We start from the raw sequence: 23,747 nt of genomic DNA, 5'->3' as shown, positions 1-23,747 counted from the left end.
TCAATCCGGCAGGTGCAGCGCCAGCGTCACCGTGAACCGGCTGCCGCGCCCCGGCTCGCTGTCCAGCGCCAGCGTGCCCCCCATGAGCGCCACCAGGCGGCGGACGATGGACAGCCCTAGACCCGTGCCGCCGAAGCGCCGCGTGGTGGAGCTGTCGGCCTGCGTGAAGGCTTCGAAGATGCGCGCCTGCACCGCCGGCGCGATGCCTATGCCGCTGTCCTCCACCTCCAGGCACAGTGCCGCGCGGCGGCTGCCGTCCGGGTCCGCCAGCCGCTGCGCGCGCAGGACGACGTGGCCTGCCTCGGTGAACTTCACCGCGTTGCCCAGCAGGTTGTTGAGCACCTGCCTGAGCCGCACCGGGTCGCCGCACACGCGCGCGGGCAGGGCGGGGTCGACGTCCAGGCGCAGGGCGAGGCCTTTGTGCCCGGCCTGCACGCCGGCTTGGGCCGCAAGCTCCCGCAGCAGCGCGGGCAGCTCGAAGGGCACGTGCTCCAGCGCCATCTCGCCGGCTTCGATCTTGGAGAGGTCCAGCACGTCGTTGACGAGGGCGAGCAACTGCTCGCCGGCCGCGGCGATGTGGCCCACGAACTCGCGCTGGCGCCCCTGCAGCGGCATTTGCTGCAGCAAGTGGCTCAGGCCGATGACGGCGTTGAGCGGCGTGCGGATCTCGTGGCTCATGTTGGCCAGGAAGGCGCTCTTGGCGCGGTTGGCGGCCTCGGCCTGCTCGGTGCGCTGCTGCAGCGCGCGCTCCAGGCGCTGGCGCTCGGAGAGGTCTGCGATCACGGCCAGGAAGCCCACGGCCCGCCCGCGCGCGTCGCGCAGCAGGCTGATGTTGAGCAGCCCGGGAAAGCGCGTGCCGTCGGCGCGCACGTAGGTCCACTGGCCGTGCTGCGCCGGCTCGCCGTTGGGCCGCCCGCCGCTCGGCCGCTCGCGGCTGCGCAGCGCCTGGCGGAACCACCCGGGGAGGGCGGCGGCGTTGTCGTGCACCACCTGCGGAAAGCGCCAGGCGTTCGCTTGGATCTCCGCCTCGTCGTAGAAGTCCAGGATGGAGCGGCCCAGGGCCTGCGCCGCGGGCACGCGCAGCAGCGCCTCGGCCGCGGGGTTGAAGAGGGTGATGCGGCTGGCCAGGTCGGTGCGGACGATGGCGCTGGCGGCGCTCGCGAGGATGGCGCGCAGCTCGTCGGTGCGCTGCTGCACCTGCTCCTCCAGCGTGACGTTGAGCTCCACGATGCGCGCCTGCGCCGCGCGCTGCTCGCGCAGGTCGCGCAGCGTGGTGGCCGCGCCGCTGACGCGGCCCTGCGCGTCGTGCGTGGGCGACACCGACAGCGACACGTCCAGCGGCTGCCCCTGGCGGTTGAGCCGCAGCGTGTCGAAGGGCGGCACGCCTTCGCCGCGGCGCACGCGCTCCAGCACCTCGTGCGCCTGCTCGCGCAGCCAGGGCGGGACCGTGAGCTGCGTGAAGCCCTGGCCCAGCACTTCCTCTTCGCGCCAGCCCAGCAGGCGCTGGGCAGCGGGGTTCCAGCTCGTGATCTCGTCGTCCGGCGAGTGGCCGACGATGGCGTCGTGCGAGCCCTCCACCACCGCGGCCAGCCGCTCACGGCCCGCGTGGATGACGCGCTCGCGCTGCGCCGCGCGCTGCAGCCCGGCCAGCAGCAGCGCCAGCAGGGCTCCCACCGCGGCCACCACCGCCGCCACTTCCAGCGGCGAGCGCAGGTTCAGGCGTGCGGCAAAAGGCGGCAGCGGCTGCGCGCGCAGCTGCCACAGCCGGCCGTAGAGCGGCAGCGGGACGACGGCCACCGGGTCGCCGGCCGCCGGCTCGCGCCAGCCCGCGGAGGTGTGGAAGACGGTGGGCGGCTGCTGCGGCGGCGTGGCGTCCAGCAAGGCCAGCGCGATGGCGCCGCCCTCGTCGTTGAAGCCGCGCAGCACCTCCTCCATCACCAGCGTGACGGCGGTCCAGCCGAAGGCGTCAAGCTCGCGCCGTTGCGGCGGCGGCGTCACCATGCCGCGGTACAGCGGCAGCAGCAACGCAAAGCCGCTGCCCGCGTGGCCGCTGGCCTGGCGCAGGGTCAGCGGCGGGGTCAGGCGCGGCTCGGCGCTGGCAAGCGCGGCCCAGGCGTTGTCGCGCCGCACGGGATCGGAGGCGATGTCCAAGCCCACCGCCTCGGCGTTGCCTTGCAGCGGCTCGGCGTACTGGACGACGAAGCGCTCGCCCGCGTGCGGCTGCAACTGCCGGATGTGGAAATCCGCCGGCCCCTGGCGCCGTTGGGCCGCCACGAAGCCGGCCTCCTGCGCCGCCGGCACGCGGCTTATGAACACGAAGCCCCGCGCGCCCGGGTACTGGCGCGGCATGTCCAGCGCGGCGCCGAAGCGCCTGAACGCGTCGCGCGACACCTCTTCGGCGCTGCCGCCCGCGGCAAAGACGGCGCTGCGCGCGGACAGCAGGCCGTACTCGTAGGTCTGCATGCGCCGGCGCAGCCGCTCGGCGGCGCGCTCGGCCGCGGCCTGCAAACGCTCGGAGAGGTAGATCTCGTTGGCCTGCTGCTGCCACGCGCCGGCCAGCACGGCCCCCGCCAGCGCGGCCACGAACAGCGCCAGCGGCGCGCGTGGCAGCTTGCGATGCTTCTCCATGCCCGCAGCGGGTGTGCGTCGGCCCAACGTGTGGCAAGCCGTGCGAGGTGGCCGCCCCGGCCTCAGCCGCCGTAGCTCACGCGGTAGATAGCGCCGTTGCTGTCGTCGGAGACCAGCATGGAGCCGTCCGGCAGCCAGGCGATGCCCACCGGGCGCCCGTACTGCACGGTGCCCTCGGCATTGAGGAAACCGGTGAGGAAGTCTTCGAACCCCTGCGGCTGGCCGTCGGGTCCGAAGCGCAGCCGCACCACCTTGTAGCCCGTGGGGTCGCTGCGGTTCCAGGAGCCGCGCAGCGCGACGAAAGCGTCGCCGCGCATCTGCGCCGGGAACTGCGTGCCCGTGTAGAAGCGCATGGCCAGCGGCGCGGAGTGCGCGGGCAAGGTCAGCACGGGCGGCTCGGTCTTGGCGCAGAACGCCTCGCGGGTGAAGTTGGGCGCGCCGTTGGGTTTCGCATCGCCCGGGCGCAGCGCGACTTCGGCGGGGCGGGCTTCAGCCAGGGGGTCGATCTGCCGGTGGCCCCAGCAGATGGGCCAGCCGTAGTGCTTGCCGGCTTGAATGCGGTTGAGCTCTTCCGGCGGGATGCGGTCGCCGCGGAAGTCGCTGCCGTGGTCCATGCCCCACAGCGCACCGCTGCGCGGGTGCCAGTCGTAGCCTATGGTGTTGCGCAGGCCCTTGGCGATGACTTCGATGCGCTCGCCCGCGGCGCTGTAGCGGATCAGGGTGGCGCGCTCCACCTGGTTGCCTTCGGCGCAGTTGTTGCAACTGCTGCCCACGGAGACGACCAGCGTGCCGTCCGGCGCCACGCGCACCATGCGGTTGGCGTGCTGGCCGGCGTCGGGCAGCCCCCCGATGAACACGCGCGGCGCGGCGCGGTCCAGCGGCGTGCGCCAGATGGTGGTGGACGCGGCCAGCAGCAGCTCGCCGCCTTGCAGCGCGATGCCGTTGACGTCCTGCAGCCCGGTGGCGAAGACGCGGCGCTCGTCGGCCCGGCCGTCGCCGTCGCTGTCGCGCAGCGAGAGCACGTCGCCGCGGTTGCGGCGTGTGACGTAAACCGTGCCGTCGGGGCCGACTTCCATCATGCGCGGCTTGCCCAGCCCAAAGGCGAAGAGCTTGACGCGAAAGCCCGGCGGCACCGACAACCGGTTGACGATGGCGGTGGAAAACTCGCCCTGGGCGGGCGAGAGGCGGTGCACCTGCGCGCTGCCGCGCTCCAGCGGCTGCTGCGCCAAGGCGGGCAAGGCGGCTGCGGCCAGCAGTGCCGCGGCGGACCAGGGCAGCAGTGAGGGCAGGAACGGCAACTGGGGACAGGACATGGAGGACTCCTCGCGACTTCGGCCGCTGGCGGCGGTGTGGTCGCGCGGCAAGTCCCGTTCCGTGCAAGTTCACGTCAAAAAATTGTCGTTATGTGCGCCTGCAGCAAATGCGGATGCGGCTCATACAGGTCGCTTACAGCGTGGGTAAGCGGGCGCATCGCAAGCTGCCCGCCTCATCGGCCGGACCTGCTGCCGGCTGCGCCCAAGGAGATTTGCGATGCATTACATCGATGGCTTCGTCGTCCCCGTGCCTGCCCACAGGAAAGAGGAATATCGGGCCCTGTGCGAGCAAGCCGCGCAGGTATTCAAGGATTACGGCGCGCTGCGCGTGGTGGAGTGCTGGGGCGTGGACGTGCCCACAGGCCAGGTGACGGATTTTCCCCGCGCCGTGCAGGCCCAGCCGGGCGAAACGGTGGTGTTTTCGTGGATCGTTTGGCCCTCGCGCGCCGTGCGCGACGAGGGCAACGCCCGCGCGCTCAAGGACCCGCGCATGGCGCCTGCGGGCGGCGAAATGCCCTTCGACGCGCGGCGCATGATCTATGGAGGCTTTGAAGTACTGGCGGATGTGTGAGAGGCCGCCTTCAAGCCCTGCATCGGATTGCGCCGGCTTCCGGCGCCGTGCCGCGCTTATAAATCAAGGGTTCAGATAATATTTTGACAAGCCGCAAACCAGCTTGCATTTGAATTTTTTTGTCGATGATTTCTGATTTGTGCACAAAAATATCAATTTGCGAGCGAGCATGCTTGCATCGTCAGATTTGCGGATTTAAATTTTATTAAGATTCGGCTTTCTGGCGTATGAAAGCCGTGTAAATATTGTTTGGTAGTGAGGTTCGAATGGGCGCAGTTTTTATTTAAAACTGTTTTCGGTTTCCCTTTTTGATTTTCTTGGGAGCGGCACCGGCGCTTCGTCGGGCTGACTGACCATCATGAATCTCGTTCCGCTTGCCGCTGAGCATGTCAGCGGCCATGCCCTCTTGCCCTTTTCGGTGTACGCGGCCGATGGGCGCTTGTTGTTGCCCGCGCACGCACCCTTGGCCGATGTGCGCGTGCAGGCCAAGCTGGGCCGGCAGCAGGCCTTGTTCGTGCAGCGCGCCGACCACGATGCCTGGCGCCGCGGCCTGGCGCGCGCCGTGGACAAGGTGATGCAGAGCAACGCCAGCCTGTCGCAACTGGCGCAGGCCCGGCCGGACCCGGTGCCGCCCGTGCAGGCTCCCCTGCCAGGCGAGGAATGGGAGCACGTGGTGCTGGCGCTGGACCGCGCCGTGCAGGCGGCACGGCGCGACGTGGGCTGGGTGCGGGCGGTGCAGGACGTGCAGGCCCAAATGCGCGCCATGGTGTGCCGGCGCGTGGACGAGGCGCTGTTCTATTTCATCCACACCGGCTCGCGCCGAACGGCCCTCTACAGCAGCCGCCAGGCGCTGCGCTGCATGCTCATTGCCGGCGAGGCGGCGCGGGAGCTGGGCTGGAGCGAGGAGCGCATCGCCGTGCTGGACAAGGCCGCGCTGACCATGAACGTGGCCTCCTGGCAGTTGCAGGACGAACTGGTGTGCCACGTGGGGCCCATCGTGGACGAGCAGCAGCGCGCCAAGATTGACCGCCATCCGGCCGAGGGCGCGTGGTGGCTGCGGCACAGCGGCGTGACGGACCCGGCCTGGCTGGAGGCCGTGCAGCTTCACCATGACGACAGCCTCGCGGCGCGCGCGCCGTCGTCGCTCACGCCGGGCCAGGAGATGGCGCACCTGCTGCGCCGCGTGGACCGCTACAGCGCCATGCTCAGCCGCCGCGCCGGGCGCGAGGCGCTTTCGGCCACGCAGGCCGCGCAGCAGGCCTGCCTGGGCACGGATGGCAAGCCCGACCCCACGGGCTCGCTCATGCTCAAGGCCGTGGGCTTGTATCCGCCGGGCTGTTTCGTGCGGCTGGCCAGCCGGGAAACCGGCATCGTGCTGGCCCGCGGCGAGCGTGCCAACGCGCCCGTGGTGGCCGCGCTGCTCAATGCCGAGGGTGCGAGCATGGCGGAGCCGCGGCTGCGCTTCACCACGCAAGCCAAGCATGCCGTCTGCACGGCGGTGTCGCCTGGCCTGGTGCACGTGGACCCGCCGCTGGACAGGATGCAGGCGCTGCACGTGTACCTCAAGTCCAACGGCCCGGCGGCCTGAGGCGGCGCCTGCCGCGTGCCCACCAGCCGGCCGCGCCCACCGCCACCAGCCCAAGCAGCGCGGCAGCGAGCCAGCCGCGCTGCAAATCCAGCTGCAACTGCAGGCTGTGCAAGTGCGCCTCGGCGCCGAAGCGGCCGTGCGCGCCATGGTCGCCCGGCACGGGGGCCCAAAGGTTGTCGGGGCGGGGCGAGGGCAGCGGCGCTCCAGTGCTCTGGCCCGCCACGGCCGTGCGGGCCAGCAGCCGGTCCATCAGACCGGGGAAGAACTTGTTGGCCACGATGGCCTGCATCGCCGGCCAGCCCACCCACAGCTCGCGCTGCCGGTGCGTGGCGGCCCACCAGATGGCGCGCGCGGCCACCTCCGGCTGGAACACCTTGCCCATGGGCCGGGGCTGCTCGGTGAGCGTGGTGCGGCCCCAGTCGAACTGCGGCGTGTTGAAGGCGCTGAGCTGCACCATCGTCAGGTGCACGCGGCTCTTGTGCCGCAAGGGCGCGGGCAGGATCTCGTCGGTGGCAGATGCCGGCGTCAACGGGTTCGGCAGCAGCTTCGCCCGCACGGCCCAATGGTTGAGCCACGTAACGGTTTCCTGTGTCAGTCGTATCGCAAAAGCGCCGCGCACCCTTGCCACAGGGCTGACCCATTAATAAAGCCTTCAGGCCCCATGGATACGCTGCCTCATCGGCTCTTCCTGCAGCTCCCGATGACAACAACAACCTTTTTGCGGCGCTGGCCCGCCCTGGCCGCGGCCTTGTGGCTCAGCGCCACGTTGGCCGCCGAGCCGGCTCCCATTGAAATCACGCCCGCGCAAGTGCAGTCGCTGGGGATTGCCACCCAGGTGGCCCAGCCCGGCGCGGGCGGGGCGCTGGCCACGCATCCGGGGCGCGTGGTCGTTCCCCCGGCGCAGCAGCGTGTGGTGGCCGCGCCGCTGGCGGCGCTGGTGACGGCCGTGCACGTCGCCGCGGGCGACACGGTGCGCGCCGGCCAGGTGCTGGCCGTGCTGCGCAGCACCGAGGCGCAGGCACTGCAGCGCGAGGCCCTGCAGGCCGACAGCCAGGCCCGGCTCGCGCAGCAGTCGCTGCAGCGCGACGAGCAATTGCACGCCGAGGGCTTGATTGCCGCTTCCCGCCTGGAAGCCAGCCGCGCCACCCATCGCCAGGCCCAGATGCTTTCCCAGGAGCGGCGCCAGGCCGTGCAGATGGCCGGCGGCGCGGGCAGCGGCGGCGAGATCGTCCTGCGCAGCCCCATTGCCGGCACGGTGCTGGAGCTGTCCGCCACGCCGGGCCAGCGCGTGGAAGGCGCCGTGCCGCTGCTGCGCGTGGCCACGCTCTCGCCGCTGTGGCTGGAGGTGCAGGTGCCCGCCGCGCAGGCCGACGCATTGCGCGTGGGCGACACGCTGCGCGTGGCCGGCCGCGAGGCCACGGGCCGCGTGCTGCGCCTGGGGGCGGCGGCGGACCCGGCCACGCAGGCCGTGACGGTGCGCGCCGAGCTGGCACCCAACGCGCGGCTGCGCGCGGGCGAGGTGGTGGAAGTGCAGCTCGCCCGCGAGGGCGGCGCCGCTTCCCAGTCCGGCGCCGTGCAACTGCCCGCCGCCGCGCTGGTGCGCCAGGGCGGCGGCGTGGCGGTGTTCGTGCAGCGCGCGCCGGGGCGCTACGCGCTGCAGCCGGTGACGCCGCTTTCGGCCACGGGCGGCCAGGCGCTGGTGGCGGGGCTGGCGCCGGGCACGGCGGTGGTGGTGCAGGGCACGGCGGCGCTGCTGGCGCTGTCGCGGCCCTGAGCGCGGAAGACGGCTGCCATGTTGCGCGCCCTCATCGCCTTCGCGCTGCGCCAGCGGCTGCTGGTGCTCATCCTCGTGGCGCTGCTGGTGGCCGCCGGCACGCTGGCCTGGAAAAGCCTGCCCATCGACGCCTTCCCCGACGTCTCCACCACGCAGGTCAAGCTGATCCTCAAGGCGCCGGGCATGACGCCGGAGGAAGTCGAATCGCGCATCACCGTGCCCATAGAGCAGGAGCTGCTGGGCATCCCGCAGCAGAAGATGCTGCGCTCCACGTCCAAGTACGCGCTGGCCGACGTCACGCTGGACTTCGAGGACGGCACCGACGTGTATTGGGCGCGCCAGCAGGTCAACGAGCGCCTGGCCGGCGTGCTCAAGAGCCTGCCCGGCGGCGTGGACGGCGGCCTCGCGCCCATCACCACCCCGTTGGGCGAGATGTTCATGTTCACGCTGGAGGGCCCGCAGCCGCTGGAGGACAAGCGCCGCGTGCTGGACTGGGTGGTACGCCCGGCGCTGCGCACCCTGCCCGGCGTGGCCGACGTCAACAGCCTGGGGGGCCGGGTGGAAACGTTCGAGGTGGTGCCCGACCCCACGGCACTGCTGGCACGCGGCCTCACGCTGGCGCAGGTGGAGCAGGCGCTGGATGCGGGCAACCGCAACGACGGCGCGGGGCGGCTGGCCGACGGCGAGCAGGCATTGATCGTCCGCGCCGAGGGCGCCATCCAGACGCTGGACGACGTGCGCCACACCGTGGTGCGCGCGTCCGACGGCGCGGTGGTGCGCGTGGCTGACGTGGCGCAGGTGCGCATGGGCGAGCTCACGCGCTACGGCGCCGTCACGCGCGACGGCGTGGGCGAGGCTGTCGAAGGCCTGGTGCTGGGCCTGCGCGGCGCCAATGCGCGCGAAGTGGTGGCCGGCGTCAAGCAGCGCCTGGACGAGCTGGCACCCGCGCTGCCGCCGGGCATGAAGGTCGTGGCCTTCTACGACCGCTCCAGCCTCATAGACCGCGCCGTGGGCACGGTGGGACGCTCGCTGCTGGAGGCGGTCGTGCTGGTGCTGGCGCTGCTGCTGGCTTTTCTGGGGAACCTGCGTGCGGCGCTGGTGGTGGCGCTGATGCTGCCGCTGTCGGCCCTGGGCACCTTCGTCCTCATGCGCGCCTTCGGCCTGTCGGCCAACCTCATGAGCCTGGGCGGCCTGGCCATCGCCATTGGCATGCTGGTGGACGGCGCCGTGGTGGTGGTGGAGAACGTGGAGACCGCCCTGTCGCAGGGCGAGCGCGCGCGGCGGCTGCCGCTGCTGCACCTCGTCTACCACGCGGCGGCGGAGACGGCCGCGCCCGTGGTGGCGGGCATCGCCGTCATCATCATCGTGTTCCTGCCGCTGCTGAGCCTGCAGGGGCTGGAGGGCAAGCTGTTTGCGCCGGTGGCGCTGACCATCGTGTTCGCGCTGGCGGTGTCGCTGCTGCTGTCGCTCACGGTGGTGCCGGTGCTGGCCTCGTGGCTGCTCCAGCCCGGCCCCGCGCACGAGACGGCGCTGGTGCGCTGGCTGCACGCGCGCTACGACGTGCTGCTGGCTTGGGCGCTCTCCCACGAGCGCACCATGGTGGCCGGCGCCACCGCCGCGCTGGCGGCGGCGGCCGTGCTGTTCACGCTGGTGGGCAAGACCTTCCTGCCCACGCTGGACGAGGGCGACCTGATCATGCAGCTCGAAAAGCTGCCCTCCATCGGCCTGGAGCAGACCGTGGCGCTGGACCTGCGCGTGCAGCAGGCGGTGCTGCGGCGCGTGCCGGAGATCCAGTCCGTGGTGGCGCGCAGCGGCTCCGACGAGCTGGGCCTGGACCCCATGGGGCTCAACCAGACCGATTCCTTCCTCGTCTTGAAACCGCGCGAGCAGTGGCGCACGCCGGACCCCGAGTGGTTGACGGCACAACTGCGGGAAGTCATGGCGGACTTCCCCGGCGTAGACGTGGCTTTTACTCAGCCCATAGACATGCGCGTGTCCGAGATGCTCACGGGCGTGCGCGGCGACGTGGCCATCAAGATCCGCGGCCCGCAGTTGGCACAGCTCAACGCCTTGGCCTCGAAGATCGAAGGCGTGGTGGCCAGGCTGGAGGGCGCCACCGACACGCTGACGCTGCGCAACGACGGCGTGCAGTACCTGCAGGTGCGCATGGACCGGCTGGCCGCGGGCCGCTTCGGCCTGGACGCGCAGCAGGTGCAGGCCGACCTGCGCCGCTGGGTGGAGGGGCAGCCCGTGGGCGTGGTGCACGAGGGCGGGCGGCGCGTGCCGCTGGTGGTGCGCGGCAGCGAGTCGCTGCGCGCCTCGCCGGCGGACTTCGAGGCGCTGCGCCTGACCACGGCCGGCGGCCATGCCGTGCCGCTGGCCAGCGTGGCGCAACTGCGCCGCGTGGAGGGGCCGGTGAAGATAGACCGCGAGCGCGCCCAACGCTACGCCGTGGTGCAGGCCAACGTGCGCGGGCGCGACCTGGTGGGCTTCGTGGAGGAAGCGAAGAAGGCCGTGGCCGCGCAGGTGCCGCTGCCCGCGGGCTACGCGGTGGAGTGGGGCGGGCAGTTCGAGAACCAGCAGCGCGCCGCGGCGCGGCTGGCGCTGGTGGTGCCGGTGGCGCTTGGGCTGGTGTTCTTCCTGCTGTTCTCAACCTTCGGCTCGGTGCGCCAGGCGCTGCTGGTGCTGGCCAACATCCCGCTGGCGCTCATCGGCGGCGTGGGCGCGCTGGCGGTGGCGGGGGAGTACCTGTCGGTGCCGGCGTCGGTGGGCTTCATTGCGCTGCTGGGCATCGCGGTGCTCAACGGCGTGGTGATGGTGAGCCACTTCAACGAGCTGCTGGGCCGGGGCATGCCGCTGGCGCGCGTGGTGGTGGACGGCGCGCGGCGGCGGCTGCGCCCGGTGCTGATGACGGCGGCCATCACCGGCGCGGGCCTGGTGCCGCTGCTGTTCGCCAGCGGGCCGGGCTCGGAGATCCAGAAGCCGCTGGCCATCGTGGTCACGGGCGGGCTGCTGAGCTCCACGGCGCTGACCCTCTTGCTGCTGCCGCTGCTGTTCCGCCGCTTCGGCGTGGCGCCGGCCGCGGCCTCGTCCTCTTCCACACTTTGATTTCAAACACGGGAGCTTGTGATGGCAACCATGGTGTGCCTGACCCTGCTCGTGCCCACGCACGCGCAGCAGCGGGTGATCGATTTCCTGCTCACGCACGACGCGGCGCAGGTGGAGTTCAGCATGCATGCGGTGGCCGCGCGCGGGCCGCTGGTGCGCATGCAACTGGACGAGGAGCGCGTGCTGGGCTTTGCCTCGCGCACGGAAGTGAAGCTCATCCTGCCGCAGCCGGTGTGCGAGTCGCTGCTGCCGCCGCTGCGGGCGCTGCTGGCCGGGTGCGACGGCGGCTTCTGGATCACGCCGGTGGCGCATTTCGAAGCGTTCAACGAGCGGCCCACGGCAGCGTGCGTGCCATGAGGGCACTCAAGGGACTGGCCGCGGCGTTGCTGGCCGCCGGCATGGGTTGGAGCGTGGCGTTGGGCGCGGCGGCGCAGCCGGTGCCCAATGCGCTGCCGCTGCCGCTGCCGCTGCCGCTGCCGCTGCCGCTGCCGGACGCGGCGCAGGTGCGCCGGGTGCTGGCCGATGCGCCCGCGCTGGCCGCCGCGGCCCAGGGGCTGGAGGCCGAGCGCGCCTACGGCCGGCAGTTGCGCGTCGGCCCCCACGAGTGGGTGCTGGGCGGCAGCGCCACGCGCCACCGCTACGGCGCCGAGCCCGCGCAGCGGGAATGGGACATCGGCGTGCAGCGCGGCTGGCGCGCCGCGGCCAAGGCGCAGGCGGCCTCCGGCCTGGGCGAGGCCCGGGTGGATGCCGCGCAGAGCGCCTGGCGGCTGGCCTGGCGCGAGATGTCGCGCACGCTGCTGGAGCGACACGTCGCCTGGCTGCAGGCGCGCGAGTCCGCGGCGGTGTGGCAGGCGCAGGTGGCCTTGCTGCAGCGCCAGGCGGAGGTGGTGCAGCGCCGCCGCCGTTTGGGTGACGCGGCCGAGCTGGAGCAATTGCAGGCCGACGCCGCGCTCTTCCAGGCCCAGGCGCAATGGGCGTCGGCCCAGGGCCGCGCCGACGCGCAACGCGCGGCGCTGCGACGCCAGTTTCCCGGGCTGGACGTGGTGGATGCGCCGCTGCCGCCGCCCGCCGCGCCGGTGCCGGTGGACGTGGGCCAGTGGCTGCAGGCCAGCCCCGAGCTGGAGGCCGCACGCCAGGAGGCGCTGGTGGCGCAGGCCCAGGCGCGGGTGGAGTCGGCCGAGCGCCGCGCCGACCCCGTGTTGGGTGCGCGCGTGGGTGCGGGGCCGGCGCCGGGCGAGCGCATCGTGGGCGTGTCGCTGAGTTTTCCGTTGGGCGGTGCCGCGCGTGAGGCCGCGGCGCAGTCGGCCGCCGCGCGGGCGCTGGCGGCGCAGGCGCGCCATCAGGACGCGCAACGCCGCCTGGAGGCCGAGGCCGGCTTGCGCCTGGCCGAGCGTGAGCTGGCCTGGGCCGGCTGGCAGCGCCAGGACGAGGCCGCGCGCCGCCTGGAGCGCAGCGCCCAAGGTTCTGCCCGCGGCTACGAGCTGGGCGAAGGCGGCCTGGCCGACGTGCTGTCCGCGCGCCGCCTGGCCAACGAGCAGCGCCTGGCCGCCACGCTGGCCGCGGTGGAAGCCTGGGGCGCGGCGTGGCGCGTGGAGCTGGAAGCGGGAGGGCTGTGGGCGGCCGGGGAGCCTTGAGGGCGGCGCGGCCCAACGTTGCCGGCATGGCGGCACCGGCGCCCACGGCCCGGCAGGAGGCCCGCTGGCGCGGCCGAATCGCAGCAGGGCCACGGTTCGGCCCGCGAGCGGGCCTCCCACAAGCTTCGATCGACGCCGCGGTCCGGTTTGCAGGTTGCCGGTGCAACCAGCACGGCACTCCACCGCTTCAGACGGCGTTAATGCCCGAGGGCTCCAATGTGTTTGCGGGGACGGCGCTCTTGCCGTCCCTGCCACATCAAGGAGCTTACGCAACATGAACACGACCAAGATGGCCATCGCCGCGCTGCTGGCCCTGGCCGCCGGTGCCGCCGCCGCCACGCCCACCTGCAAGGTGCCCAAGGCGCAGTGGATGAAGGAGTCCGAGTTCAAGGCCAGGCTGGAGCAGCAGGGCTACAAGATCAAGACCTTCAAGGTGACCAAGGGCGACTGCTACGAGATCTACGGCCACGACAAGGACGGCAAGAAGGTCGAGATCTACTTCGACCCGGCCACCGCGGCCGTGCTGGAGCAGAAGTAAGCGGACGCAGGTTCGCGTGAAGGTGTCAAGGAGCTTGACCATGAAGACCGCCGTGCAAGCCGTGATGCAGGGCCGGCCCGTGCCCGTGTGGGACCGCTTCGTGCGCGTCTTCCACTGGAGCCTGGTGGCCTGCGTGCTGCTCAACCAGTTCGTCCTGGAAGAGGGCGAAGCGCCCCACCGCTGGGTGGGTTACGTTGCGGCCGCACTGGTCGTGGCGCGCGTGGCCTGGGGTTTCGTGGGCAGCCGCCACGCGCGGTTCTCGGACTTCTTCCCGACGCCCGCGCGGCTGCGCGACCATGCCGCGGCGCTGCTGCACGGCCGCCCGCTGGCCTACGTGGGCCACAGCCCCCTGGGGGCGCTGATGATGCTCGCGCTCATGGCGCTGGTGCTGGCGCTGGGCCTCACCGGCTGGCTGCAGGGCACGGACCTGTTCTGGGGCGAGGAGTGGCTGGAAGCGCTGCACGAGGGCATGGCCGGCACGCTGGTGGGGCTGGCGGGCCTGCACGCGCTGGCGGCCATCGTCCTGAGCCGGCTGGAGGGCGTGGACCTGGTGCGTGCCATGCTCACGGGCGTGAAGCGCCCGCGCTGAATCCGGATCAAAGCTTGATCCGGTGGCGGCGGGCAGCATGTGAGAGACGTTTGGGGATGATGGGGAAACTCGATGCGCATCCTGTTGGCTGAAGACGATCCGCTGTTGGGCGACGGGCTGCAGACCGGCCTGTCGCAACTGGGGTTCCAGGTGGACTGGGTACGCGACGGCGTGGCCGCGGAGCGCGAGCTGCGCGCCGGCGTGCACGCCGCGGCGGTGCTGGACCTGGGCCTGCCGCGCCTGGATGGGCTGGACGTGCTGGCCTCGGTGCGGCGTGCCGGCATCAGGCTGCCGGTGCTGGTGCTCACCGCGCGCGATGCGGTGCCCGAGCGCATACGCGGGCTGGACGCGGGCGCCGACGACTACGTGGTCAAGCCCGTGGACCTGCAGGAGCTGGCCGCGCGGCTGCGCGCGCTGGTGCGCCGCGCCCACGGCCAGCCGCAGGAGCTGCTGCGTGTGCAGGGCGTGGAGCTGGACGCCGCCTCGCGCAGCGTGCGGCTGGAAGGAGAGCTGGTGCAGCTTTCCACGCGCGAGTTCGACCTGCTGCACGCGCTGCTGCTGGGCGCGGGGCGGGTGCTCTCGCGCGAGCAGTTGGAGCAGCAGCTCTACCGCTGGGGCCAGGAGGTGGAGAGCAACGCGGTGGAGGTGCACATCCACCACCTGCGCCGCAAGTTGGGCGCGGGGCTGATACAGACGGTGCGCGGCGTGGGTTACCGCATCGCGCCGGAACGTCCGGCCTGACATGGCGGTGCTGCTGCGACCGCTGCGCTCGCTGCAGGCGCGGCTGCTGGCGCTGGTGCTGGCGCTGGTGGCGCTGGTGTGGCTGTCCACCGCCGTGCTGACGTGGACGGACGTGCACCACGAGCTCGATGAGCTGCTGGACGCGCACCTGACGCAGGCCGCGGGGCTGCTGGTGGCGCAGGCGCACGACGCCGACGACGACGACGCCGTGGACCTGCCCGCGCTGCACCGCTACGCGCCGCGCGTGGCCTTCCAGGTCTGGAGCGGCGACAAGCTGTGGCTGCACTCGGCACAGGCGCCGCTGCTGCCCATGGGCGGCGCGCGGTTTGTGGCCGGCTTCAGCGACCAGCATTTCGACGGCGCGCGCTGGCGCGTGTTCTCCACCGAGGGCTCTGTGGAAGGCGTGCGCGTGTACGTGGGCGAGCTGCACCGCACGCGCGAGGACATCTTGTGGGCGCTGCTGCGCAGCATGCTGTGGCCGGTGGCACTGGCCCTGCCGCTGCTGGCGGCGGGCTCCTGGTGGGCGGTGCGCCGCGGGTTGGCGCCGCTGCGCGAGCTGGGTGCGGCCATCGCCGCGCGCGACCCGCGCGCGCTGCAGCCGCTGGCACCGGTGGACCGCGCGCTGCCCAGCGAGATCGCGCCCATGCTGCTGGCGCTCAACCAGCTGTTCGGGCGCATTGCGCAGCTCATGGACGCCGAGCGGCGCTTCACGGCCGACGCCGCGCACGAGCTGCGCACGCCCATCGCCGCCATACGCGCGCAGGCGCAGGTGGCGCTGGCCGCGCGCGAGGAGCCTCCGCGGCGCCACGCGCTGGACGCCGTGCTGCAGGGCTGCGAGCGCGCCACGCGGCTGGTGGAGCAACTGCTCACGCTCTCGCGCCTGGAGGCCGAGGCCGCGCCGGCGCTGCAGCCGGTGATGCTGGACGAGCTCACGCGCCAGGTGCTGGCCGACCTCGCCCCCGCGGCGCTGGACCGCGGTCAAGACCTGGAGCTGGACGCCGAGCCCAACTGCCGCGTGTTGGCCGAGCCCACGCTGGCGGCGGTGCTGGTGCGCAACCTGGTGGACAACGCCATCCGCTACAGCCCGCCCGGGGCGCGGGTGCGGGTGCATGTGGCACGCGCGCAGGGCGGGGGCGTCTTGATGGGTGTGGAGGACAGCGGCCCGGGCCTGGACGACGCGCAGCGCGCGCGTTTGGGCGAGCGCTTCTTTCGCGTGCTGGGCAGCGGCGCCAGCGGCAGCGGGTTGGGCTGGTCCATCGTCCGCCGCATCGCTGCGGCCCATGGGGCACGGGTGCGGGTGCAGCGCTCGGCGGCGCTGGGTGGGCTGGAGGTGAGGGTGGAGTGGGAGAGATAAGGGCGCCGGGCGCCTTCAGGCGTGCGTTGCGCGGATCAGCGTTTCTGCCGGAATGCCCAGACCGTCGTGCAGGCGCCTGATCATGTTCAGGCTCAACGGACGACGGCGGTTGAGCACTTCCGAGACGCGGCCCCGTCCGCCAATCATGGGCTCCAGGTCGCGTGGGCTCAGTCCCATTTGTTCCATGCGGAACTTGATGGCTTCCACCGGATCCGGCGGCTCTATGGGGTAATGCTTGGCCTCGTAAGCCTCGATGAGCACCAGCAAGGCCTCGAAATGAGCCCCTGCCTCGCTGTCGGGGTCGGGCTCCTGATCGAAATAGGGCGCCGCCTGCTTCAGCGCCGCCTGATAGTCGGTTTCCGTACGGATGGGGTGCAGGGGGTAGGCGTCAGTCGTCATCACACGGGCTCCACGGTGGCTGCATCTATGGCGTCGTACTGCGCGTGCGTGCCAACGAACTTCACATACAGGGCTTGAAAACGGTAGGCCACCGCCACGATCAGCCGGTAGTCATTGCCTTTGATGTTGAACACCACGCGGTTGTGCGCCACGAAGCTTGCGTTGGCATAGCGGCGCTTGATGTCTTGCGGCGACTGCCACTGCGAGCGGCTGGCGTCCTCGAACCATGTCTGCAGTGCCTGCAGCGCCGCAGGGTGTTCGGTCCAGAACTGCAGCAGCGTTGCCTTGGAGATCACACGCATCATGCAATTATGATCCCATTTTGGGAGCGGCCTGGTGCCTGTGTCTGCTGGTTGGTGAACACCTCCCGCTTCCCCATCCCCCACCGTATTTCTCCCGGGATGCACATGAGCCAAACCGCGCCCTGGCACCCGGCGCCAAGCCGAATTTCCCTCCCACAGGCACATCACGTGCTCCGTTGCACCGCACGGAAAAACGAGTGGCTTGATGTCCCTGCACCCGGTGGAAATGCCTTTGCCGCCGCACGAGCAATCGCGCGCGGACCTGTACGCCCTGCTGGCGCGGCTGCTGCTGGCGCCGCCTGACGACGATTTACTGCTTGGCCTCGCCCATGCGCCCGCGCTGGGCGGCACGGCGGCCGATGACGAAGACGCCACGCCGCTGGCCCGCGCCTGGGACGCGCTGCGCAGCGCCGCGCGCGGCGACGGCAAAGCCATTCGCGCCGCCTTTGCCGACCTGTTCGAAAGCGCCGGCCAGCCGCTGTTGAACCCCTATGCCAGCCTGTACCTGGCCGGCCACCTCATGGAAACGCCGCTGGCCGCGCTGCGTGCTGACCTCGCCCGCCTGGGCCTGCGCCGCCGCGAGGGCGTGGGCGAGCCCGAGGACCACTTGGGCGCGCTGTGCGAAGTGATGCGGGTGTTGATCACAGGCGCGCCGCCGCAGGTGCCGCGGCGCTCGCCCGCGGTTCAAAAAGCCTTTTTCGAGACCCACATCACCCCCTGGGCCGGCGCCTGCCTGGACGACGTCGCGCAGGCCGACGCCAGCGGCTTTTATGCCGCGCTGGCCGGCTTCATGCGCACCTTCCTGGACCTGGAGGCGCGCGCCTTCGAACTGGAGGAGGTGGCGGAGCCGCAGCGCGCCTGAGCCCGCGCCCGCACGACACCTCCCATGCCTTGCCCTGAACAGCCCACCGCCCCGGAGCCCCCATGACCCTGCGCCTGCCCCGTCGAAACCTCCTCGCCGCCGCGGCCTGCACGCCGCTGGCCGCGGCGGCCCAAGTGCGCGCTGCCGTGCCGCAGCCCGTGCCGGTTCAAGAGGCTGCGGCCCAAGTCAAGCCCGCGCAGCCCGCCACCTACCACGAGACCGAGCACACGCGCCGCTACTACCGCAGCGCGGCGCGGCTCTGAGCCCCGGAAAGCCGCAGCCATGTCCAGCCTGTTGATGCGCAAGAAGGTCGCCGGCCCAGGTGCCGGCCTCACGCGGCGCGGCCTGTTCGCCCGCGCGGGCCTGGCAGCCGGTGCCGCCGGCCTGCTGGGAGCCCCCCTTGCGAACCGCTTCATAGAGCCGGCGGTTGCCGCCGAGCCCAAGCCGCCGGAGGGCTCGCCGATCGAGATCAAGCACACCGTGTGCAGCCACTGCTCGGTGGGCTGCTCGGTGGAGGCCGTGGTGCAGAACGGCGTGTGGATACGCCAGGACGCCGCCTTCGACTCGCCCATCAACATGGGCGCACACTGCGCCAAGGGCGCTTCCGTGCGCGAGCACGGCCATGGCGAGCACCGCCTGCGCTACCCAATGAAGCTCGTGGACGGCAAGTACCAGCGCATCACCTGGGACCAGGCCATCAACGAGGTGGGCGACCGGCTGCTCAAGGTGCGCGAGCAGGCCGGGCAGGACGCAGTGTTCTGGATAGGCAGCTCCAAGCACAACAACGAGCAGAGCTACCTGCTGCGCAAGTTCGTCTCCATGTTCGGCAGCAACAACTGCGACCACCAGGCGCGCATCTGCCACTCCACCACCGTGGCCGGCGTGGCGCAGACCTTCGGCTACGGCGCCATGACCAACAGCTTCAACGACCTGCACCACAGCAAGGCCGTGCTGTTCATAGGCTCCAACCCGTCGGAGGCGCACCCCATCTCCATGCTGCACTTCCTGCATGCCAAGGAGCTGGGCGCCAAGATGATCGTGGTGGACCCGCGCTTCACGCGCACCGCGCGCTTTGCCCACCACTACGTGCGCATCCGCCCGGGCACGGACATCGCCTTCGTGTGGGGCCTGCTGTGGCACATCTTCGCCAACGGCTGGGAAGACCGCGCCTACATCGAGGCGCGCACCTACGGCATGGATGCCGTGCGCAAGGAGGTGCAGAAGTGGACGCCCGACCGCGTGAGCGAGGTCACGGGGGTGCCGGAGGCGTCGGTGAGGGAGGCGGCGGAAATGCTGGCGCGCAACAAGCCCTCGTCCGTCGTCTGGTGCATGGGCATCACGCAGCACCACGTGGGCACGGCCAACGTGCGCGCCCTGTCGATCTTGCAACTGGTGCTGGGCAACATCGGCGTGGCCGGCGGCGGGGCCAACATCTACCGCGGCCACGACAACGTGCAGGGCGCCACGGACGTCGGCCCCAACCCCGATTCGCTGCCCGGCTACTACGGCCTGGCCGAGGGCGCGTGGAAGCACTTCTGCACCGTCTGGGGCGTGGACTACGAGTGGATGAAGTCCCGCTTCGCCTCCAAGGCGCTGATGGAAAAACCCGGCATGACGGTGTCGCGCTGGTTCGACGGCGTGCTGGAGAAGACCGAGTACGTGGACCAGCCCAACCCGCTGCGCGCCGTCGTCTACTGGGGCCACGCGCCCAACAGCCAGACGCGGCTGCCGGACATGCGCGCGGCCATGCAAAAGCTCGACCTGCTGGTGGTGATAGACCCCTATCCCACCATGACCGCCGCCATGCACGGCCGAAAAGATGGCGTGTACCTGCTGCCCGCGTGCACGCAGTTCGAGACGCAGGGCTCCTGCACCGCCTCCAACCGCAGCGTGCAGTGGCGCGAGCGCGTCATACAGCCCATTTTCGAGAGCAAGACCGACCACGAGATCATGTACCTCTTCGCACAGAAGTTCGGCTTTGCCGAGCAACTCGTGAAGAACATCAAGGTGGTGCGCAACGAGCCGGTCATCGAGGACATTCTTCGCGAGATCAACCGCAGCGTCTGGACCATAGGCTACTCCGGCATCTCGCCGGAGCGGCTCAAGGCCCACATGCAGAACAAGGCGGACTTCGACCCCACCTCGCTGCGCGCCGACTCCGGCCCCTGCAAGGGCGACTACTACGGCCTGCCCTGGCCCTGCTGGGGCACGCCGGAGATGAAGCACCCGGGCACGCCCATCCTGTACGACTTGAGCCGCCACGTGATGGACGGCGGCATGCCCTTCCGCGCCAACTGGGGCGTGGAGCACGACGGCAAGCCGCTGCTGGCCGCGGACGGCTCCACCAACGCCGGCAGCGAGATCGACATCGGCTACCCCGAGTTCGACCACGTGATGCTCAAGAAGCTCGGCTGGTGGAGCGAGCTGTCGCCGCAGGAGCAGGCCGCGGCCGAGGGCAAGAACTGGAAGACGGACCTCTCCGGCGGCATCATCCGCGTGGCCATGGCGCACGGCTGCGCGCCGTACGGCAACGCCCGCGCGCGGGCCCAGGTGTGGAACTTCCCGGACCCCGTGCCCGTGCACCGCGAGCCGCTGCTGACCTCGCGGCCGGACCTGCTTTCGAAATACCCGACCTTCGAGGACCGCGCCAACTTCTGGCGCTTGCCCACGCTCTACAAGTCCGTGCAGTCCGCGCGCGACTACAGCAAGGATTTTCCGTTGATCATGACCTCCGGCCGCCTCGTGGAGTACGAGGGCGGCGGCGACGAGACACGATCGAATCCCTGGCTGGCCGAGCTGCAGCAGGCCATGTTCGTGGAGATCAGCCCGTTCGACGCCGGGCGCATCAGCGTCAAGACCGGCGAGTACGTGTGGGTGGAAACGCCCACGGGCGCGCGGCTGAAGGTGCAGGCCATGGTGACGCCGCGCGTCGGCCAGGGCGTGGTGTGGATGCCCTACCACTTCGGCGGCTGGTGGATGGGGGAAGACTTACTTCACAACTACCCCGAGGGGGCCGCGCCCATCGTCCGCGGCGAGGCGGCCAACACCGGCTGGACCTACGGCTACGACGCCGTGACCATGATGCAGGAGACCAAGGTGTCGCTGTGTCGGATTCAGCGCTACGCGTGAGGAGGGCGACATGGCTGCACGCATGAAATTCATCTGCGATACCGAGCGCTGCATCGACTGCATGGGCTGCGTGACCGCTTGCAAGAACGAGCACGAGACGCCCTGGGGCGTGAACCGCCGCCGCGTGGTGACCATAGGCGACGGCGCACCGGGCGAGCATTACATGTCGGTGGCCTGCATGCACTGCACCAACGCGCCGTGCATGGCCGTGTGCCCCACCGATTGCTTCTATCACACGGCCGACGGCGTGGTGCTGCACGACAAGGACTTGTGCATAGGCTGCGGCTACTGCTCGCTGGCTTGTCCTTTTGGCGCGCCGCAGTTCCCGTCCACGGGCGCCTTCAATCACCGCGGCAAGATGGACAAGTGCACCTTCTGCAACGGCGGGCCGCAGCCGGACGCGAGCGAGGCCGAGTTCAAGCAGTACGGGCGCAACCGCATCGCCGAAGGCAAGCTGCCGCTGTGCGCCGAGATGTGTGGCACCAAGGCGCTGCTGGGTGGCGACGCCAACATCATCGCCCTCATCTACAAGCAGCGCGTGGACACGCGCGGCTACGGGCCGGAGCTGTGGGGCTGGGACATCGCCTACTCGGCCAAGGATGCGGCGCCGGCACCGGCCACGGCACCCGCCGGCGTGGGCGCGGGCAACGGTGCGCCGCAGGACAACGGCAACGGCCATCCCAACGGTGCGCCCGCAACCCAGTCCGGCCAGCCGGACACCAAGGGGCCGGACGGCGTGCTGCACGACAACAGCGCGCGCAACCCCGGGCCGCGGGTCAACCAATTGCCGGGGAGCTACCAGAACAACCCGCGGCGGCTGCCGACCTGAGCATGAAGCACCTCATCAAAGCCTTGCTGCTGCTGGCCTCGGCGCTGGCCCTTTCCGGCTGCCTGGAAGTCGAGCAGAACCCGCCCTGGCGCGACGGCCAGTACGACGGCAAGCCGGACAACCTGCCGCAGCAACTGCGCTTCAGCGGTGACCGCCTGGCCTGGAACGCGGCCATGGACAACCGCAACCGGCACCAGAACGAGTACGCGCGCATGCGCCCTTGACCCGTGAATCCAAGGCCGACCGCCTCACCCGAGCCTCTCCGAGGAGCCCCCATGTCCCTGCGCCGCCTTCTCCTGTGGCTGTCGCCCTTCTTCCTGATGCTGCTGCTGGTGGTCGCCTCCATCACCAGCGCGCTGGCCGCCGTGCCCAACGACAAGGCCACGCCGGCCTATGCGGAAGAGCAGACCATCCTCCAGTCCGAGCAAGGCCAGCCGGAGCCCGGCCTGGGCGATGCGGCGTCGGGCCGCCAGCACATGGACCGCCACTACATCAAGCCGCCGGGCCTGATGCCGGAGCAAAACGTCATCCTGCAGCGCGGCGGCAACACCTGGCGCACCTGGCGCAACGGGCCGCTGGCCACCATCGCCGGCACGCTGCTGCTGCTGGTGCCGCTGGCCATCCTGGCGCTCTACCGCGTCTTCGGCCCGCAGCGCATCGAGGGCGGAGAGACCGGACGCGACATCCAGCGCTTCACGCGGCTGGACCGCTGGACGCACTGGGCCACGGCCATCACCTTCCTCGCCATGGCGGCCACGGGACTGGTCATCCTGTTCGGCAAGCAACTGCTGCTGCCGTGGATGGGGCACGACGCGTTCTCGTGGCTGGCCATCATCAGCAAGTACGCGCACAACATCCTGGGGCCGCTGTTCATCCTGTGCTCGCTGGCGATGTTCTTCACCTTCGTGCGGCGCAACCGCTTCGAGCGCGCGGACTGGCAGTGGGTCAAGGCCGGGGGCGGGCTGGTGTCGCACGCGCACGTGCCGGCGCCCTATTTCAACTTCGGCGAGAAGATGTGGTTCTGGCTCGGCGTCACGCTGCTCGGCGGCCTCATGGCGCTGACGGGGCTGATGCTCAACTTCCCCTACTTCGCCGGCAACACGCCGGGGCCCGGCTTCACCCGCTACCTGCTGCAGTGGGCCAACATGCTGCACCTGCTGGGCGCGGCGGCCTACATCGCCTTTGCCATGGGCCACATCTACCTGGGCACGCTGGGCAGCCCCGGCGCCTACCGCGGCATGCGCCACGGCGCGGTGGACGAGGCCTGGGTGCGCACGCACCACGAGCTGTGGTGGCGGCAAATCATCGCCCGCGACCGCGGCGCGACGACGGGACGCCGCTGATGAGCGCGCAACGTGGTTTCGCCCGCAGCCGCGCGGGTGTCGCGCTGGCGCTTTCGGCGGCCTTGCTGGCCGCTGCCTGCGGCCCGCGCGGGCCAGGCAAGGAAGACGGCGTGGTGCAGACGAAATTCCCCGGCATGGTCAGCGCGGGCGGCGGCACCAGCGGCGAGGTGATCGCCCGCACTGCGGGCGGCAAGCAGGCCGCGCCGCCGGCGGGCACGCCGGGCATTCCGCAAGGCGCGGAGGGCAACACGGGCGGCACGGCGCCGGGCGGCACGGTGGCCAAGACGGAAGCCGGCAACTCCGGCGTGCCGGCGGCCGAGGGGCCGCAGAAGGCGGCGTCGGCGGGATTCGACCCGGGCGCGTCCGGCGTGACGCCGCCGGGGGTGTCGGCTTCGGCGGTGACGTCTTCCGGGGCGGCGGCGGGCGGCATGTCCAACGTGCCCGGTGCGGTGGCGGGCGCCTCGTCCGGGGCGGCGGCGGGCGGCTCGCGGCCGGCCAGCTCGCCCGGGGTGCGGTGACGGCGGCGCGCAGACGAAAGGGCCACGCGATGGAAATTCACATGCATCGGGGCCGGGCGCTTCGCCGTGGGCTGGCGGCGCTTGGGCTGGCGCTGGCCGGCGCGGCGGTTTGGGCGGCGCTGCCCGCGCCCACGCCGGAGCAGCAGGCGGCAGCCGCGGCCAAGGCGGCGCAGGCGGCGTCGGCCGCGGCCGTGGAAAAGCAGCAGCTCGCGGACTCCATGGACCACGTGGCGCAGCGCTGGCGCCAGCGCGCGGCCAGCCAGGGCTGGAAGGTGAATCCGCCCACGCCGGTGGCGACGGCGGCCACGACGGCGGGCGGCTCCGGCGGCGCGCAGGCGCCGGGGCAGGGCAACCCGCACAGCGCGGCCGGGCCCACGGGCGGCGCGGCGTCGGCGCCGGCGCTGCCCATTCGCAGCGAGAAGCTGGGGACGGCGCCGGCCAGCGAGGATGTGAAGAAGCCCAAGGAGGGGTTGGCGAGGTGAGGGGGAATGACGAAGCGGAGAGCGAAACGGTTCTTCTGACGGGAT

At 71.4% G+C, this 23,747-nt stretch carries 22 protein-coding genes and 1 pseudogene; 18 read left to right on the top strand and 5 right to left on the bottom strand.

From position 1 onward, the window contains the following. Both SM757_RS10845 and SM757_RS10840 read right to left on the bottom strand, forming a co-directional pair. Nucleotides 1–2,628 (bottom strand): sensor histidine kinase, encoded by a 2,628-nt coding sequence (locus SM757_RS10845; protein WP_322465482.1) that lies wholly within the window; start codon nt 2,626–2,628, stop codon nt 1–3. Between the two features lie 62 nt (nt 2,629–2,690). Beyond that, the gene (locus SM757_RS10840; RefSeq protein WP_322465481.1) at nt 2,691–3,941 is read right to left on the bottom strand and encodes a PQQ-dependent sugar dehydrogenase; all 1,251 of its coding nucleotides are present in this window, start codon (nt 3,939–3,941) and stop codon (nt 2,691–2,693) included. A gap of 217 nt (nt 3,942–4,158) precedes the next feature. On the opposite strand from SM757_RS10840, the gene SM757_RS10835 reads away from it, so the two are divergent. Together SM757_RS10835 and SM757_RS10830 are read left to right on the top strand one after the other, a co-directional pair. Beyond that, nucleotides 4,159–4,512: a DUF1428 domain-containing protein gene (locus SM757_RS10835; RefSeq protein WP_066331554.1), complete on the top strand. Its 354-nt coding sequence runs from the start codon at nt 4,159–4,161 to the stop codon at nt 4,510–4,512. Nucleotides 4,513–4,870: 358 nt separating this feature from the next. Then, nucleotides 4,871–6,100, top strand: coding sequence for an HD-GYP domain-containing protein (locus tag SM757_RS10830; protein WP_322465480.1), 1,230 nt, complete (start codon nt 4,871–4,873; stop codon nt 6,098–6,100). Here the strand turns inward: SM757_RS10830 and SM757_RS10825 are convergent. Then, nucleotides 6,075–6,629: a hypothetical protein gene (locus tag SM757_RS10825; RefSeq protein WP_322465479.1), complete on the bottom strand. Its 555-nt coding sequence runs from the start codon at nt 6,627–6,629 to the stop codon at nt 6,075–6,077. The genes SM757_RS10830 and SM757_RS10825 overlap by 26 nt on opposite strands. Nucleotides 6,630–6,800: 171 nt before the next feature. On the opposite strand from SM757_RS10825, the gene SM757_RS10820 reads away from it, so the two are divergent. From SM757_RS10820 to SM757_RS10785, 8 genes are all read left to right on the top strand, one after another. Further along, nucleotides 6,801–7,874: an efflux RND transporter periplasmic adaptor subunit gene (locus tag SM757_RS10820; RefSeq protein ID WP_322465478.1), complete on the top strand. Its 1,074-nt coding sequence runs from the start codon at nt 6,801–6,803 to the stop codon at nt 7,872–7,874. 18 nt (nt 7,875–7,892) lie between these two features. Next, nucleotides 7,893–10,982 (top strand): efflux RND transporter permease subunit, encoded by a 3,090-nt coding sequence (locus SM757_RS10815; RefSeq protein ID WP_322465477.1) that lies wholly within the window; start codon nt 7,893–7,895, stop codon nt 10,980–10,982. Between the two features lie 21 nt (nt 10,983–11,003). Beyond that, nucleotides 11,004–11,339, top strand: a complete 336-nt coding sequence (locus SM757_RS10810) for a DUF3240 family protein (protein WP_322465476.1) — start codon at nt 11,004–11,006, stop codon at nt 11,337–11,339. Continuing rightward, complete coding sequence (locus SM757_RS10805) at nt 11,336–12,616, top strand: TolC family protein (protein WP_322465475.1); 1,281 nt, start codon at nt 11,336–11,338, stop codon at nt 12,614–12,616. Before SM757_RS10810 ends, SM757_RS10805 begins: the two co-directional genes overlap by 4 nt. Nucleotides 12,617–12,890: 274 nt before the next feature. Then, the gene (locus tag SM757_RS10800) at nt 12,891–13,154 is read left to right on the top strand and encodes a PepSY domain-containing protein (protein ID WP_066331535.1); all 264 of its coding nucleotides are present in this window, start codon (nt 12,891–12,893) and stop codon (nt 13,152–13,154) included. Between the two features lie 40 nt (nt 13,155–13,194). Beyond that, nucleotides 13,195–13,743: a cytochrome b/b6 domain-containing protein gene (locus tag SM757_RS10795; RefSeq protein WP_322465474.1), complete on the top strand. Its 549-nt coding sequence runs from the start codon at nt 13,195–13,197 to the stop codon at nt 13,741–13,743. 72 nt (nt 13,744–13,815) lie between these two features. Then, nucleotides 13,816–14,484: a winged helix-turn-helix domain-containing protein gene (locus SM757_RS10790; protein WP_066331533.1), complete on the top strand. Its 669-nt coding sequence runs from the start codon at nt 13,816–13,818 to the stop codon at nt 14,482–14,484. Between the two features lie 10 nt (nt 14,485–14,494). Next, nucleotides 14,495–15,838 carry an ATP-binding protein gene (locus SM757_RS10785; RefSeq protein WP_322465530.1) on the top strand — a complete coding sequence of 448 codons (1,344 nt, stop codon included), beginning with the start codon at nt 14,495–14,497 and terminating at the stop codon, nt 15,836–15,838. 15 nt (nt 15,839–15,853) lie between these two features. On the opposite strand, the gene SM757_RS10780 is transcribed toward SM757_RS10785, so the two are convergent. Next, on the bottom strand, nt 15,854–16,237 hold the full coding sequence (locus SM757_RS10780) for a helix-turn-helix domain-containing protein (RefSeq protein WP_066331532.1): 384 nt from the start codon (nt 16,235–16,237) through the stop codon (nt 15,854–15,856). Next, a complete protein-coding gene (locus SM757_RS10775; RefSeq protein WP_322465529.1) occupies nt 16,237–16,539 on the bottom strand; it encodes a type II toxin-antitoxin system HigB family toxin in 303 nt (100 codons plus the stop codon). Before SM757_RS10775 ends, SM757_RS10780 begins: the two co-directional genes overlap by 1 nt. Before the next feature lie 205 nt (nt 16,540–16,744). Between SM757_RS10775 and SM757_RS10770 the strand changes: the two genes are divergently transcribed. The 8 genes and pseudogenes from SM757_RS10770 to SM757_RS10735 all read left to right on the top strand — a co-directional run bounded on the left by SM757_RS10770 (nt 16,745) and on the right by SM757_RS10735 (nt 23,702). Then, nucleotides 16,745–17,401 (top strand): TorD/DmsD family molecular chaperone, encoded by a 657-nt coding sequence (locus SM757_RS10770; protein WP_322465473.1) that lies wholly within the window; start codon nt 16,745–16,747, stop codon nt 17,399–17,401. 62 nt (nt 17,402–17,463) lie between these two features. Beyond that, nucleotides 17,464–17,664, top strand: a complete 201-nt coding sequence (locus tag SM757_RS10765; protein ID WP_066331526.1) for a hypothetical protein — start codon at nt 17,464–17,466, stop codon at nt 17,662–17,664. Nucleotides 17,665–17,683: 19 nt separating this feature from the next. Then, the gene (locus SM757_RS10760; protein ID WP_407655750.1) at nt 17,684–20,530 is read left to right on the top strand and encodes a formate dehydrogenase subunit alpha; all 2,847 of its coding nucleotides are present in this window, start codon (nt 17,684–17,686) and stop codon (nt 20,528–20,530) included. Nucleotides 20,531–20,540: 10 nt separating this feature from the next. Next, nucleotides 20,541–21,188, top strand: a pseudogene (gene fdh3B / locus SM757_RS10755) (formate dehydrogenase FDH3 subunit beta); the annotation flags it as partial. A gap of 173 nt (nt 21,189–21,361) precedes the next feature. Further along, complete coding sequence (locus tag SM757_RS10750; RefSeq protein ID WP_066331521.1) at nt 21,362–21,583, top strand: hypothetical protein; 222 nt, start codon at nt 21,362–21,364, stop codon at nt 21,581–21,583. 51 nt (nt 21,584–21,634) lie between these two features. After that, entirely contained in the window at nt 21,635–22,702 is a 1,068-nt protein-coding gene (locus tag SM757_RS10745) for a formate dehydrogenase subunit gamma (RefSeq protein ID WP_322465472.1), read from the top strand. Next, complete coding sequence (locus SM757_RS10740) at nt 22,702–23,220, top strand: hypothetical protein (RefSeq protein ID WP_322465471.1); 519 nt, start codon at nt 22,702–22,704, stop codon at nt 23,218–23,220. The genes SM757_RS10745 and SM757_RS10740 overlap by 1 nt, the downstream gene beginning before the upstream one ends. Nucleotides 23,221–23,261: 41 nt before the next feature. Continuing rightward, a complete protein-coding gene (locus SM757_RS10735) occupies nt 23,262–23,702 on the top strand; it encodes a hypothetical protein (RefSeq protein WP_322465470.1) in 441 nt (146 codons plus the stop codon). Nucleotides 23,703–23,747 lie beyond the last annotated feature (45 nt).

The sequence above is a fragment of the Azohydromonas lata genome (assembly GCF_034427735.1).
Taxonomy (GTDB): domain Bacteria; phylum Pseudomonadota; class Gammaproteobacteria; order Burkholderiales; family Burkholderiaceae_C; genus Azohydromonas; species Azohydromonas lata.
Note: the sequence above shows the minus strand (reverse complement) of the source record. Positions and strands in the feature narration are given on the sequence as shown.

Coding starts and splice junctions, on each gene's coding strand:
- SM757_RS10780 (WP_066331532.1), bottom strand. CDS start 16,237: ATGACGACTGACGCCTACCCCCTGCACCCCATCCGTACGGAAACCGAC.
- SM757_RS10840 (WP_322465481.1), bottom strand. CDS start 3,941: ATGTCCTGTCCCCAGTTGCCGTTCCTGCCCTCACTGCTGCCCTGGTCC.
- SM757_RS10765 (WP_066331526.1), top strand. CDS start 17,464: ATGACCCTGCGCCTGCCCCGTCGAAACCTCCTCGCCGCCGCGGCCTGC.
- SM757_RS10750 (WP_066331521.1), top strand. CDS start 21,362: ATGAAGCACCTCATCAAAGCCTTGCTGCTGCTGGCCTCGGCGCTGGCC.
- SM757_RS10835 (WP_066331554.1), top strand. CDS start 4,159: ATGCATTACATCGATGGCTTCGTCGTCCCCGTGCCTGCCCACAGGAAA.
- SM757_RS10760 (WP_407655750.1), top strand. CDS start 17,684: ATGTCCAGCCTGTTGATGCGCAAGAAGGTCGCCGGCCCAGGTGCCGGC.
- SM757_RS10790 (WP_066331533.1), top strand. CDS start 13,816: ATGCGCATCCTGTTGGCTGAAGACGATCCGCTGTTGGGCGACGGGCTG.
- SM757_RS10735 (WP_322465470.1), top strand. CDS start 23,262: ATGCATCGGGGCCGGGCGCTTCGCCGTGGGCTGGCGGCGCTTGGGCTG.
- SM757_RS10795 (WP_322465474.1), top strand. CDS start 13,195: ATGAAGACCGCCGTGCAAGCCGTGATGCAGGGCCGGCCCGTGCCCGTG.
- SM757_RS10810 (WP_322465476.1), top strand. CDS start 11,004: ATGGCAACCATGGTGTGCCTGACCCTGCTCGTGCCCACGCACGCGCAG.
- SM757_RS10815 (WP_322465477.1), top strand. CDS start 7,893: ATGTTGCGCGCCCTCATCGCCTTCGCGCTGCGCCAGCGGCTGCTGGTG.
- SM757_RS10740 (WP_322465471.1), top strand. CDS start 22,702: ATGAGCGCGCAACGTGGTTTCGCCCGCAGCCGCGCGGGTGTCGCGCTG.
- SM757_RS10775 (WP_322465529.1), bottom strand. CDS start 16,539: ATGCGTGTGATCTCCAAGGCAACGCTGCTGCAGTTCTGGACCGAACAC.
- SM757_RS10800 (WP_066331535.1), top strand. CDS start 12,891: ATGAACACGACCAAGATGGCCATCGCCGCGCTGCTGGCCCTGGCCGCC.
- SM757_RS10845 (WP_322465482.1), bottom strand. CDS start 2,628: ATGGAGAAGCATCGCAAGCTGCCACGCGCGCCGCTGGCGCTGTTCGTG.
- SM757_RS10770 (WP_322465473.1), top strand. CDS start 16,745: ATGTCCCTGCACCCGGTGGAAATGCCTTTGCCGCCGCACGAGCAATCG.
- SM757_RS10820 (WP_322465478.1), top strand. CDS start 6,801: ATGACAACAACAACCTTTTTGCGGCGCTGGCCCGCCCTGGCCGCGGCC.
- SM757_RS10830 (WP_322465480.1), top strand. CDS start 4,871: ATGAATCTCGTTCCGCTTGCCGCTGAGCATGTCAGCGGCCATGCCCTC.
- SM757_RS10745 (WP_322465472.1), top strand. CDS start 21,635: ATGTCCCTGCGCCGCCTTCTCCTGTGGCTGTCGCCCTTCTTCCTGATG.
- SM757_RS10805 (WP_322465475.1), top strand. CDS start 11,336: ATGAGGGCACTCAAGGGACTGGCCGCGGCGTTGCTGGCCGCCGGCATG.